The organism is Chloroflexota bacterium (assembly GCA_013152435.1).
Taxonomy (GTDB): Bacteria; Chloroflexota; Anaerolineae; order DUEN01; family DUEN01; genus DUEN01.
On sequence record JAADGJ010000097.1, the window covers coordinates 18,180 to 31,294 of the forward strand.

The window sequence follows — 13,115 nt, forward strand, 5'->3', positions numbered from 1 at the left end:
AGCAATCCATGTCCACAAACCCCAAACTACGCCCAATTCGCACGCAACCCGTCATCCAGTACGGCCAGCGGGCCCTGGCATTGCAAGATCCGCTCCAACTGTCCAACCAGGTGGTGATCCTTCCCTACCATCTGGCCCCTCTCCTATCACTATGCGATGGGACCCGGGATATCGACATGCTGCGCGCCAGCCTGGCCGTGCGCGGCGGCGTATATCTGACGCCCCACGAGGTAGAGCAGATCATCCGGCGGCTGGATGAGGCGCTCCTGCTGGACAACGAACGATCCGCCCGGGCCTGCCAGCAGGCGTTGAACGAGTACCACGCGGCCCCCTATCGCCGCCCGGCTCTGGCCGGGCTCTCCTATCCGGACAATCCGAACGTGCTCCGCCAGTACTTCGATCAACTGGTGCGCCGAGCCGCCCAGGAGACCGCCGTGACCTCGGAGGTTCGCGCCGTCATCAGCCCGCACATCGACTATCATCGCGGCGGGCCGGTATACGCGCAGACCTGGGCCCAGGTCGCCCCGGCCCTCCCCGAAATCGATCTGGCGGTGATCTTCGGAACCGATCACAACGGCAGCCCGGGCCGCATCACGCTCACGAGGCAACGATACGCCTCCCCCTTCGGCGCGCTGCCCACCGATCTCGCCGTCGTCGACGCGCTGGCGGAGGCGATCGGGCCGGAGGCGGCCTTCGCCGAGGAGCTACACCATCGCAACGAGCACTCCGTCGAGCTGGCCGTGAACTGGCTGCACTACTTCCTGGGAGATCGCCAGGTCCCCGTCGTGCCGATCCTCTGCGGATCGATCGATCACTATATCCAACGGGGAGGCGACCCGGAGACGGACCCCGTGCTCACGGCCACGGTGGACACCCTGCGAGAGGTCACGGCCGATCGCCGCGTGCTATGGGTGGCCGCGGCCGATTTGGCCCACGTGGGGCCGGCCTTCGGCGATCCTCAGCCGCTCGACCTGGTCATGCGCGCTCGGCTGCAGGCGGCCGACGAGGCGATCCTCCAGGCGATCGAGGCGGGAGATCCTCAGGCCTTCTATCACGCTATCCGGGCGGAAGGCGATCAGTGGCGCGTGTGCGGGCTCACCCCCATCTATCTCACCCTGCGGATGGTGACGCCGGCCCAGGGCCGGATCATCGCCTACGAGCGTTGCCCGGCCGATGTGGAGAACGGCTCCGTCGTGACCATCGCAGGCGCCCTGCTGACGTAGCGAGGGGCCGGGGGAACGCGTCCCAGGGACTGGGGGGCTCCGCCCCTCCGAGAAGAGACCTTCTTCCGCCTTCGACCTGCCCGGCCTCGGCCCAGATCCCTACGGAAAGGGCCGATCGGCGTCTTATGGCTTCGTGGTGTGTTTTTCAGACACATTCTCAGGCAAGCGATCTCCCTGTCTGGTGTTGGTGAGCCCACAGGAGGCCATTCCCGTGGGCAGGGGCGATTCATGAATCGCCCCTGGCAACCCCCATGAGGGGGACTACCCTCAGGCACCTTGCCGGTAAGTTTTCAGTTCTGTAAGGGCGACCCGGTGGGTCGCCCCTACTTATCCGAAACGAGCGACGCGGCCCGCATGTTTCTTTCACCACGCGAAGATCAATAAGAAAAAGCCCGGCGCTGAAAGGCGCCGGGCTCTCTAATAAGCGACATCGCCCTCGCCACGCTACAGGTTCACGTACTCCCCTTTCACGATTGAGTCACGCGGGATGTGCAAGAGCTCCAGTAACTCGCCGATCAGTTCCGCCTTGCGAACGGCGTCGGCCGCCGACCAAGTGCGGCTCTTGATCTCCACGAACGATCCCTTGCCCTCCGGCTTCGTGATGCGGTCCAGGTTCAAGGCAAACTCCTCCCCCTTATACAGGAAGCGGTAGCGCGTCCGCCACTTCACCACCTCGCGCACCTCGTCCGGCTGGAAATACTCCCGATAGAAGCGCAGGGAATGGGCCGCGTGCGAGGTGAAGCGGCTTCGGGAGAGGATCGCCAGGCTCTCATACTCCCGCTCCTTCTTCGGGCCGATCAGCGTCAACGTGTACTCCGGCACCACCTCCAACGTGAGCCCCAGGGTCTCCACGCCGCCGTTGGTCCGCTCCTGGACCACGTTATCCTCACGATAGCGCAGGATCTCCGGCTCCGGTCGCCAGAACAGCATGTACGTATCATACTGCTCACGCACGCTGCGCTTCACCAGCTCCAACCCGAGGTCCAGGAAGCGCCTCTCCACCGCGGCCAGATCGTCCACACGAGCCTTGACCTGCACCTCGAACGTCTCCTGCTGCTCCAGGCCACCCAACGCCAACAGCTTGTTCAGCAGGCTGGACTCACGCTCCTTCAGGAAGGTGTTGATCCCATCGGCCAATCGCTGAGCCTCAGCCATGACCTCGGGCAGGTCGATGGTGAGCAACTGGCCGTCTCGCAGCAGCGGCTGTCCATCCACCCAGGTGCCCACCACGTCGCTGGCCTTCGCCGTGTAGACCAGGTGAGAGTAGATGTTGGCGTTGCTGAGGCTGAACCGGGGCACCGCATGGGGCGCATTCAGGGCGATCATGGTGATGTCCGCACGCTTGCCCGGCTCCAACGACCCGATGAGCTGATCCATATGGATGGCCCGGGCGGCCTCGATGGTCGCCAGCGCAAACGCCTCCTCCGCCGGCAAAGCGGTGGGATCGCCCCGGGTGCCCTTCGGCAGCAGCGCCGCCAGCCGCATCTCCTCGAACATGTCCTGGTCGTTGTTGCTGGCACATCCGTCGGTTCCGACGCCCACGTGAATATGTCGCGCGCGCATGAGCACCACGGGCGCCACTCCGCTGGCCAGCTTCAGGTTGCTGGTGGGACAATGGGCCACCCCCACGCCGTGGGTTGCCAGCAGCGCCATGTCATCTTCGGTCACGTGCACGCAATGCGCGGCGATGACGCGCGCCTGAAAGACGCCCATGCGCTCCGCATACGCCACTGGCGAGAGCCCATTCCAGCGCTGGCGACTCTCCTGGACCTCGTGAGCCGTCTCCGATAGATGGGTGATCAGGGGAACGTCGAACTCCAACGCCAGCGCGATGGCCTCCTGCCAGATCTCATCGGTACAGGTATACGGGGCATGGGGCGCCACGGCCGGGATGATCCGGGGATGTCCTCGCCACCGCTCGATAAACTGACGGCAATGGGATAGCCCCTCGTCGTAAGAGGCGGCGTCCGGGGAGGGGAACTTCAAAATCGTCTCGCCCAGGATGGCCCGCAGTCCGGCCTGCTCCGTCGCCTGGGCCACGACATCCTCGTAGTAATACATGTCGCAGAAGGTCGTCACGCCGGAGCAGATCATCTCCGCGCAGGACAACAGCGTCCCCCAGCGCACGAACTCGGGCGTGACGCACTCCCGCTCCACCGGCATCATGTAGCCCAGGAGCCACACGTCCAGCCGCAGGTCATCGGCAAGCCCCCGCAACAGGCTCATGGGCACATGGGTGTGGCTGTTGATCAGGCCCGGCGTGACGATGGTCCCGCGACAGTCCACCACCTCCTCAGCCTCAAACCGGCGGGTGATCTGGTCCGACGGCCCCACCGCCACGATATCCGATCCACGCACGGCAACAGCGCCATCCAGAAATACATTTCGGCGGCGGTCCATCGTCACCACGATGCCGCCGGTGAAAAGACGATCTACGGCAACCACATTCCACTCCTTGCTATCCCTTCACGCCCCTTCGAGGTAAACAAAAAGCGCACAGGACCACCCCGTCCTCGCGCCGGGCTTGGCTTTACGAGGCCTATCCCTCTATGTCATCGATTGTCGTTACCACTCATCCTCATCGCTCAAGACGAACCCGTCCAGCTCATCCTCTTCCTCTTCCAGCCAATCGTCGTCCTCATCATCCGGCCATATGTCCTCGTCATCCAGGAGATCCTCGTCGTCCCACATCTCCTCGTCATCCACGATGCCATCCTCAAACTCTTCCATCGTCAGACAGGACAATTGCTCCGGATCCAGCTCGATCTCCTCCGCCGAACAGTAGTCATCTTCCCAGAAGACACAGCGGCGCTGCGGACACCGAACCTTGGGCATGGTCACCTCCTGACCTCACGAGAGATGATCAAGCAACTCACCTTCGTATACAACCCACCACGACTCCTGCACTGCGATCCAGACGAGCATGAACCCGGCAGATGTGACGCCCTCTGAGGAACGACGACGGCAGCGATTCCACATCGCCGCCCAACCGGGTCAAACACCCGGTCCATTCACGACTCAGTATAATCAGTTACGGAGCCAACGTCAATAGTTTTGTCGAAAAAGACGCTCTTTTCCTCACATCGGCAGCGGTGCGACGCCGATTTCCCCGCCTTCCTACCCTGGCCTGTCACGCCCGGCCCGATGGAAACCCAGCCCGGCTCGTCCCTCAGATGCGATACCCCCTCTCACATCTCCCCCGGAGGGCACTCCTCCCCTTCGGCCAGGGCCTGCCGCGCACGACGCACGACGTTCCGCTCGCTTTCGAACGTGAGCAGTTCCTCCGCCTGATCCCATGGCACCCAGAGAGGCGAGAACTGCTCGTCGCCCGCCGGCCGCGCAACCTGCTCCGGGCCATCCAGGCACATCAAAAAGTAATGCTCATGGCGCAGGTAATGGTGGCCATCGTACGGGTTGTCGAACTCGACGGTCTGGAGGCCAAGATCCCGCACCACACGCAGCCGGGCGTATCCTGTCTCCTCACGCACCTCCCGCAGCGCGGCCTCCACCGGACTCTCCCCGGCCTCCACATGGCCCTTCGGCAACCGGATCTCGCCGCGGCCGGGACGATCCAGCAGCAGCACCTTGTCCCCGCACACCACGACGCCGCCGGCCGCGTGGTACGTTCTCGTCTCCTGCGTCATGTTCGGCCACCCTTCTCCCGGCTTCTGAAGCGAAGCCCATTCCCTTAACCACGACCCAGCGCAGCGCTCCCTTGCCTCGGACAGGACGTGATTATAGCACTTATGTTGAGAGCGTCAAAAACGCTGACGGAGAACGAAATCCTTCCACCCTCCAAGCAATTGACAAAGGGTTTTCGTTGCCGTATGATAGCGCCGTGTCCAGAGGGAATGTTATGATCGGCACACAACCACTACGCACGATCGCATGGGACAGCATCATACGCAAAGGCATCGGGTTGCTCGCCCTGACGGCGTTGGCGGCGAGTCTGGCTTTGGCTCCCCTGCGATGGGAGCTTCTCCTGCTCGCCGGCATCAGCGTCGTTCTGGCCGTGCTGATCCGCCCCTGGCTTGGGCTCCTCATCATCGCCGTGACGATCCCGTTCGGCCCCCTGATGCCCCTTCCAATAGGCCAGGCGAACGCGAACATCAACGAGCTGCTCTTCCTGCTGATCATCGGAGGGTGGCTGGCGCGAGGAGTCTCCCGGCGGGCCATCGTGATCCCGCATCCGCCGCTGCTCTTGCCGGCGCTTCTGCTGTTGGGAGCCTACCTGGCCACCCTGCCAGGCGCCTGGTCCCTGAAGGACGGGCTGGTCGAATGGATCAAATGGGCGGAGGGCCTGGCCCTGTACCTGGCCGTGGTCGCGCTGCTGCCCCCACGCCGCACGCCCTGGCTCATCGGGGCGATCCTTCTCGCCGGCGTCGCCGAGGCGGGGCTAGGGATCTACCAGTTCGTCCGGGCGATCGGCCCCAGCCAGTTCGCCATACTGGGTCGCTTCCTGAGGGCCTACGGGACGTTCCGCCAGCCGAATCCGTTCGGCGGATATATGGGCCTGATCGCTCCGGTGGCCATCAGCCTGGCCTGGTGGGCGTTGGCTGAGGTGTGGCGCGGGCGGCGAGCGCCGGGGCGATTTCGCCTTCTGACGCTGGCAGCCGCCGTCACGGCCGCCGCCGGGATGGTCACGCTTGGACTTCTGGCGAGCTGGTCGCGGGGCGCCTGGCTGGGATTCGCGGCGGCGCTGTCGGTGATCGTCCTCGCCCGGGGGACGAAGACGACCGGGGCCATCGCCTTGATCGGAGCGGTCGTCCTATCCGCCCTCATCGTCATCGGATACACGGGCGGTGGGCCCGTCTCGGCGCTCCAGGGCCGGATGAGCGGGCTCCTGGAATATGCCAGGTTTACCGATCCACGCACCATCGAGATCACGGACGCGAACTTTCCCATCGTACAACGGCTGGCCCAGTGGTGGGCGGCCTGGAACATGTTCAGCGACCACCCATGGCTCGGCGTCGGCATCGGCAACTACGCCGCCGCATATCCCGCCTACGCGCTGCCGCGATGGTATGAGTCGCTGGGACATGCCCACAACTATTACCTGAACACGGCGGCCGAAACCGGGCTGATCGGGCTGGCCGTGTATATGCTCGTCGGGATTGCAGCGTTCATCTGGACGGCGCGGCAGGCGCGCCGCCTGAGCGGATGGCCACAGGCGCTGGCCATCGGCGTACTGGGCGTGCTCACGCACCTGAGCGTACATAACCTCTTTGACAACCTATACGTGCAACACATGATCCTCCACCTGGCGCTGCTCCTGGGAGCCCTCGCGGTTCTCAGCATGGCCCACGTCGGCCGGAGGGCGCCGGGATCGTGCGATGTGATGGCCCCATGATGTCGATGAAGCCTACCATGGAAGAGGAAGAGGGCGGCAGTCCATCCCTGCGCACCCCCTCAACGTCATCGATCACCTGGGAATGGAGGAACTGGCCGGTGATCCGTTCCGTCATACAACACCCACTCATCAAGGACTACGTCACCCCAAAGGAACTCACCCGCTTCCTTCGGTTCGCGACGGTGGGAGCCGTCGGCATGATCGTGGATCTGTCGATCCTGAACGCTCTGGTCAAGCTGGCCGGATGGCCGCTCCTCTACGCGAACTCCGTATCCTTCTCCGCGGCCGTCCTCAACAACTTCACGTGGAACCGGCTGTGGACGTTTCCGGAAAGCCGCAGTCGTCCCATCCGTACCCAGCTTCCTCAATTCGCCCTGGTGAACATCATCGGCCTGTTGATCAACAACGCCGTCCTGCTGGCCGTTTACTACGTGATCCGGGCGTGGATCCCCGACCCATGGGACTACAACCTGGCGAAGATGTTCGCCATCGGCGTGGTGCTATTCTGGAACTTCGGCGCCAACCGGCTTTGGACCTATCGTGGCCTGTAGGCAGCGCTGGATGAAACCGACGGGGGGCAATGAGCGCTGGCTTTTTCGGGGCGAGGTGAGGAGGGAGCGATAGCCTAATGACTACGCGCATCGCCATCCACTACACCCCTGCCCTCTCGCAGACGGCGGGTATCGGCCGGTACACCCGCGGCCTGGTGGATGCGCTGGCTGCACTCCCTCCTCCGGACGGGCTCGAGTTCCTGCTGTTCGTCATGGGGAAGATCGCCAGCCCACGCCCCTGGCCGGACCACATGACGTGGCGATCGATCCCGCTGTCCGAGCGCACGATGATCCGGGTCTGGCACCGGCTTCACCTTCCGCTGCCCGCCGACTGGCTGACCGGCCCCATCGCCCTGTACCACTCGCCGGATTACGTGCTGCCCCCACTACGCCGGGCCATCGGCGTGGTGACTGTGCACGATCTGTCCTTTCTACGAGTGCCGGAGTGCGCCGATCCACGGCTGCGCGCCTTCCTCACAGCAGAGGTGCCCCGGGCGGTCGCCCGGGCCCGGCACGTCCTGGCCGACTCGGAGAGCACGCGCCGGGACCTGATCGAGCTCCTGTCCGTCTCCCCCGAGAAGGTCAGCGTGGTGCCCGCGGGGATCAGCCCCGCATTCCGTCGCGTGGAGGACGAGGTTCGAAGGAATGCGGTGCGCATTCGTTACGGGCTGCCCCAACGTTTCATCCTGAGCGTGGGGCGGCTGGAGCCGCGCAAGAATTACGTGCGCCTCATCCAGGCCTACGCGCAGCTACGGCGACGCTGGGCTCCGCCACAGCATCTGGTCATCGCCGGGGGATACGGATGGCTCTACGAGGACATCCTCCGAGAGCCGGAGCGACAAGGGGTGAGCGATTGGGTGCACTTTCCCGGCTTCGTCCGGGACGAGGACCTGCCCACGCTGTACTCCCTGGCCGACGCCTTCGCGTTTCCCTCCCTCTACGAGGGGTTCGGGATCCCGCCGCTGGAGGCGCTGGCATGTGGCGTCCCCACGGTGGTGGGCGACAACTCCTCGCTGCCGGAGGCCGTGGGCGACGCGGCGTTACGCGTCCCGGCCGAGGACGTGTCCGCATTGGCGGAGGCGCTGGCCCGGCTCCTGCAGGACGAGGCCTGGCGGGAGCACACCCGGTCGGCGGGTCCCGCCCAGGCCCGACGGTTCACCTGGGAGGCCGCAGCGCAACGGCTCGTGACCGCTTATCAAATCGCTCTGGGGAGGGAAGGCGGATGATCTCCCGGCAGCTCAGGTGGTCCCTGATCCTGACGCTCGCCCTGCTCCTCATCGCCGCCGGCTACTGGGGGCCATGGGTCGCCCACAAAGCAGCCGCGCTGGTCATCCCCGGCCTGGACCTGGCCGAATACGTCAAATTCCTGCCGGAATATCGGGAAGGTCAGATCGCCATCTTCCGTGAGGGGTTCTACCTGCCGCTCATCACCCTGAGCCTGGCGCTGAGCACGCTGTCCTGGCATCCCGCCGTGCGATGGCCCACCCTGCTGCGCACCATCGCCTGGCTGGGCAGTATTCCCAGCGCGCTGGCCATGTTGCCCCCGGCCTGGTCGCCCGTCACCCTGCGCCTGCCGGAGTTCCGGCTCCAGGTCATCGCCATCGCCATCTGCCTGATCGCCACAGCCGCCGCGCCGGTATGGCGCCGGGTGCCCATCGCATGGCTGGGTGGCTTCCTGGCGCTGCTGAGCCTGGCGGCCATCGTGATCCCCATGGGTCAGTTTTGGATTATCCGCCCCGCCCTGGATCACGTCTACGGCCATCCCATCACTATCGGCCGGGGCCCGTGGATCATGGCGCTGGGGGAGATCCTGTTCGCCATCGGGGTGATCGCGCTAAGCCGGGGAACCCATCCGTCGAGGGAAACGGGGATGGGTGAGGCGTAATTGCGTGTTGCGTATTGCGTAAGAGGAGAGAGGATATGAAGCTGGCATCCGCCGTGTATCGGCTGAAGAGCGAATCCGCCTTTGAGGTATTGGCGCGCGCCCGGGAGTTGGAAGCCCAGGGCCGCACGGTGGTCCACATGCAGATCGGCGAGCCCGATTTCGACACGCCCGCCCACATCGTCGACGCGGCGATCGACGCGCTGCAGCGGGGGGAGACCCATTACACCCCCGCGGCGGGCATCCTTCCCCTGCGAGAGGCCATCGCCGCTTATGTCGAGCGCACTCGAGGATGCCCGGTGAGCCCGGATCAGGTGGTGGTCACGCCCGGCGCCAAACCCATCATGTTCTTCACCATGCTGGCGCTCCTGGAGCCCGACGACGAGTGCGTGTACCCGGATCCGGGGTTTCCCATCTACGAGTCCATGATCCGTTACATCGGCGCCAAGCCCGTGCCCGCCCCACTGCGCATGGAGAACCACTTCCGATTCGATGCGAACGAGCTGTCCGGTCTGGTGAACGACCGCACCAAGCTGCTGATCCTCAACTCCCCTCAGAATCCGACCGGGGGCGTCCTGCTTCGATCGGACCTGGAGCGGATCGCGGATCTGGCCCAGCGGCACGATTTCTACGTGCTCTCCGATGAGATCTACAGCCGCATCCTGTACGAGGGGCAGCACCACTCGATCATCACGTTGCCCGGCATGGCCGAGCGCTCCGTGCTCCTGGACGGCTTCTCGAAGACCTACGCGATGACGGGATGGCGGCTGGGATACGGGGTCTTCCCGCCGGAACTGGTCCCGCACATCGTGCGCCTACAGGTGAACTCCAACTCCTGCGCGGCCGCGTTCACTCAATGGGCCGGCATCGCCGCGCTGACGGGGCCGCAAGAGCCGGTGGAACGCATGGTGGCCGAGTTCCGTCGCCGCCGGGATCTCATCGTGGAAGGGCTGAACCGACTGCCGGGCGTGCGCTGCCTGATGCCGGATGGCGCCTTCTATGCCTTCCCCAACATCGAGGGCACCGGCCTGACGTCCAAGGCGCTGGCGGACAAGCTTCTGGAGGAGGCGGGCGTGGCGACCCTCTCCGGCGCCTCCTTCGGTCGCCACGGCGAGGGGTTCCTGCGGCTGAGCTACGCCACGTCCATCGAGAACATCCAGCAAGGGCTGGAGCGCATGGAGGCCGCGCTCAGCCGGCTGTGATCCGAACGTACTTCCATCTGGGATGCCATCGTCCAGCGCGGAGGAGGGCATGAGCCGGCCGTCACCGCCGGGGTCTACGCCGTTCCCGAGAGGCGGCCGGCAATCGGCCCGTCGCCGTGCGCAACAGCCACTCCCCATCACGACCGCCCACCGGGATCATGATCCCCAACAGCCGTCCCTGTGCGTCGATCTCGCAGATGGCCCTCCGGCGCACCTGCTCCGGCGTCCCGTCCCCCGGCCATGAGGTCAGATAAAACGTGCCGATCCGGGCGGTCTCATCATACGTGATGTATCCCCACGACCAGGTGGGCGGCTCCTCCGTCTGTGTGAACGCCTCCAGTCGCTTCCGCAGGCGGAGCCGCTTGTGGTCCTGCACCTGAACCCGTACCAGCTCGCCCCCCCGCCCGATCTCACAGATCACGTTGGCCCCTATCCGCTCAGCCTCGCCCGGCCGATCGAACCAGATCTGGATCTGATCCTGATCCTCATGATAGACGACCGCCGACTTCCGAAAGTAGATCTTCATGATCCTCCCATCATCCCTACATCTCCACCAGGGCGGAGAAGCCCACCGCCTCCAACGCCTCGTGAAACTCCTCCCGCCTCTCGGCAGGCAACGGCAGGCCGGGCAAACGAGGCTCCCCGCAGTCAAACCCGAGCATGCGCATGACCTCCCGCAAAGCGCCCGGAAATCCGAACGCCTCCAACACACGGGTCACCTGATTCGCCCGGATCTGAAGCTCCAGCCCCCGCTCCAGATCCCCTGCCTCGTAGCATCTCCGGATCTCTCGATACACCCCGGGCATGAAGTTCAGCGTGGAGCCGATGTTGCCGGTGGAACCCATCATCGCCGCGAACAGGCAGTGCTCATCCATGCCGGAGAACGCCGTCCAATCCCGCTCCCGGAGCGTCACGATCTGCCGAAACTCGTGCATGTTCGGCCCCGTGTACTTGAGGCCCGCCAGGTTGGGAATGCGCTGCAACAGCTCCCGCATGAAGGCGACCGCATCGGTGGTGCCGCCGAAGATATACGATAGGACGGGCAGGTCCGGCACCGCCGCTGCGATCTCGGCGAAATACGCCACCACGCCGCGCGTGTCCCGATAGAGGGGCGGGATGATGCTGCTCACCGCGGCTGCCCTGAACTCCCGGGCGTGCCGCGCCAGGGCGACGGCGTCCCCGGCGGCGACGCTGCCCACATGCACGATGACGGGCACCCGCCCTCTCACCTGATCCAGGACGACCTCCGTCACCCGCCTGCGATCGTCTGCCGACATGAAGATCCCCTCGCCGGTGGTGCCGCAGACGTAGAACCCGTCCACGCCCTTCCCCAGCAAATACTCCACCAGATCTCGCAGCACCGGCTCGCCCACTCGCCCTTCTGGCGTGGAAGGCGTCACCAGAGCGGGCCACACCCCGTGAAATGCAGGCATACATATCCTCCCCAGCGCGATGAAATGGACGCCGAACCGGGCCCCCGCTGATCCACAGCAAAGGGAACCGCCCTCGCAGCGGCATCCGGTCAGCAGTATACCCAAGGTGGAGAAAAAGAGAAAGCTCATCGCATCGCCATGTCCCCCCGCCCTCCCTCACGGGCGCGGCGTCGCTCATCCCGAGATGTGCTTCTGGACATCTTCTCAAACTTCCGATACCATGCGCCGGGGAGAACCGTATCACATCCGAACGTGGAGGAGCCATGAATTTCGACGCCGTCTTCCGATCACGCCGTAGCAACGTGATGGCCACGCGTGGGATCGTGGCCACCAGCCAGCCGCTGGCCGCTCAGGCGGGCCTGGACATCCTGAAGGCCGGCGGCAACGCGGCCGACGCCGCCGTCGCCACCGCCGCCATGCTCAACGTCGTCGAGCCCATCTCCACCGGCATCGGCGGCGATTGCTTCGCCCTCTATTACGACGCGAAGACCAAGACGGTCACGGCGCTGAACGGGTCGGGCCGGGCCCCGGCGGCCGCCTCCATCGAGGAGCTGCGCCGACTGGGATACACGAAGATGCCTACCTTCACCGGCCATACGGTCACCATCCCCGGCACCGTGGCCGGCTGGGCCGATCTGCTGGAGCGCCACGGCCGCATGACCCTGTCCGACGTATTGCAGCCGGCCATCTGGACGGCCGAGAACGGATACCCGGTCACGGAGCTGATCGCCACCGGCTGGGCGCGCCAGGTGAAGAAGCTGTTGCGCGCCCCCGACTGGGAGAGCGGCGATCAGGACAACGGGCCGGAGCAGCCCAGCGGCAACGAGTTGCTGATCGATGGCCGGGCGCCGCGGCCGGGCGAGATCATGCGCCTCCCCACCCTGGCCGAGACGCTGCGGGGCATCGCCGCCAAGGGCAAGGATTACATCTACAAGGGCGAGTTCGCCCGCAAGCTCAGCGAACACGTGCAGCGATACGGCGGCTGGATCACGCCCGAGGACATGGCCGCCCACACGTCCACCTGGGATGAGCCCATCATGGCGGAGTATCGGGGCGTCACGTTGTACGAGTGTCCCCCCAACGGCCAGGGGCTGGCCGCCATCATCGCCGTGAACCTGGCCGCCGGGTTCGATCTGGCCGCCATGAGCGAGGCGGACCGGCTGCACGTGATGATCGAGTGCATGCGACTGGCCTTCGCCGACGCCCAGCAATGGGTATGTGATCCCCGCGTGGTGGACATCCCGCTGGAGGAGCTGGTCAGCCCCGAATACGCCAATCGGCGTCGCCGGCGCATCGATATGCATCGGGCGGCCCGGGACGTCCCCTATGGCGATCCCATGGCCGGGTCGGACACGGTGTATCTGAGCGTGGTGGACGGCGAGGGGAACGCGTGCAGCTTCATCAACAGCCTGTACATGGGCACGGGGACCGGCCTGGTGGTGCCCGGCACGGGGGTCAGCCTGCAGAACCGGGG

General features: G+C 65.3%; 12 protein-coding genes. 7 read left to right on the forward strand and 5 right to left on the reverse strand.

The annotated features are described in order from the left end of the window. Positions 1-8: 8 nt before the first annotated feature. Positions 9-1,223, forward strand: a complete 1,215-nt coding sequence (gene amrB / locus GXP39_13890; protein NOZ29124.1) for an AmmeMemoRadiSam system protein B — start codon at positions 9-11, stop codon at positions 1,221-1,223. A gap of 444 nt (positions 1,224-1,667) precedes the next feature. On the opposite strand, the gene GXP39_13895 is transcribed toward amrB, so the two are convergent. The 3 genes from GXP39_13895 to GXP39_13905 form a co-directional block, all read right to left on the reverse strand. After that, positions 1,668-3,668 carry an amidohydrolase family protein gene (locus tag GXP39_13895; protein NOZ29125.1) on the reverse strand — a complete coding sequence of 667 codons (2,001 nt, stop codon included), beginning with the start codon at positions 3,666-3,668 and terminating at the stop codon, positions 1,668-1,670. Between the two features lie 120 nt (positions 3,669-3,788). After that, complete coding sequence (locus GXP39_13900) at positions 3,789-4,058, reverse strand: hypothetical protein (GenBank protein ID NOZ29126.1); 270 nt, start codon at positions 4,056-4,058, stop codon at positions 3,789-3,791. Positions 4,059-4,411: 353 nt separating this feature from the next. After that, positions 4,412-4,867, reverse strand: a complete 456-nt coding sequence (locus GXP39_13905) for an NUDIX domain-containing protein (GenBank protein NOZ29127.1) — start codon at positions 4,865-4,867, stop codon at positions 4,412-4,414. A gap of 212 nt (positions 4,868-5,079) precedes the next feature. Here GXP39_13905 and GXP39_13910 point away from each other — a divergent pair, with 212 nt between their 5' ends. The 5 genes from GXP39_13910 (at position 5,080) to GXP39_13930 (ending at position 10,208) form a co-directional block, all read left to right on the forward strand. After that, a complete protein-coding gene (locus GXP39_13910; GenBank protein ID NOZ29128.1) occupies positions 5,080-6,573 on the forward strand; it encodes an O-antigen ligase family protein in 1,494 nt (497 codons plus the stop codon). Positions 6,574-6,590: 17 nt separating this feature from the next. Then, positions 6,591-7,124, forward strand: coding sequence for a GtrA family protein (locus GXP39_13915; GenBank protein NOZ29129.1), 534 nt, complete (start codon positions 6,591-6,593; stop codon positions 7,122-7,124). A 77-nt stretch (positions 7,125-7,201) separates the two neighbouring features. Beyond that, a complete protein-coding gene (locus GXP39_13920) occupies positions 7,202-8,350 on the forward strand; it encodes a glycosyltransferase family 4 protein (GenBank protein NOZ29130.1) in 1,149 nt (382 codons plus the stop codon). Continuing rightward, positions 8,347-9,009, forward strand: a complete 663-nt coding sequence (locus tag GXP39_13925; GenBank protein ID NOZ29131.1) for a hypothetical protein — start codon at positions 8,347-8,349, stop codon at positions 9,007-9,009. The genes GXP39_13920 and GXP39_13925 overlap by 4 nt, the downstream gene beginning before the upstream one ends. Before the next feature lie 35 nt (positions 9,010-9,044). After that, the gene (locus GXP39_13930; GenBank protein ID NOZ29132.1) at positions 9,045-10,208 is read left to right on the forward strand and encodes a pyridoxal phosphate-dependent aminotransferase; all 1,164 of its coding nucleotides are present in this window, start codon (positions 9,045-9,047) and stop codon (positions 10,206-10,208) included. Between the two features lie 61 nt (positions 10,209-10,269). Here the strand turns inward: GXP39_13930 and GXP39_13935 are convergent, their stop codons facing one another. Then, complete coding sequence (locus GXP39_13935) at positions 10,270-10,734, reverse strand: hypothetical protein (GenBank protein ID NOZ29133.1); 465 nt, start codon at positions 10,732-10,734, stop codon at positions 10,270-10,272. A 16-nt stretch (positions 10,735-10,750) separates the two neighbouring features. Next, positions 10,751-11,641 carry a dihydrodipicolinate synthase family protein gene (locus tag GXP39_13940; protein NOZ29134.1) on the reverse strand — a complete coding sequence of 297 codons (891 nt, stop codon included), beginning with the start codon at positions 11,639-11,641 and terminating at the stop codon, positions 10,751-10,753. A gap of 263 nt (positions 11,642-11,904) precedes the next feature. On the opposite strand from GXP39_13940, the gene GXP39_13945 reads away from it, so the two are divergent. After that, positions 11,905-13,115 (forward strand): gamma-glutamyltransferase (locus tag GXP39_13945; protein NOZ29135.1); only part of this gene is annotated, 1,211 nt, incomplete at its 3' end.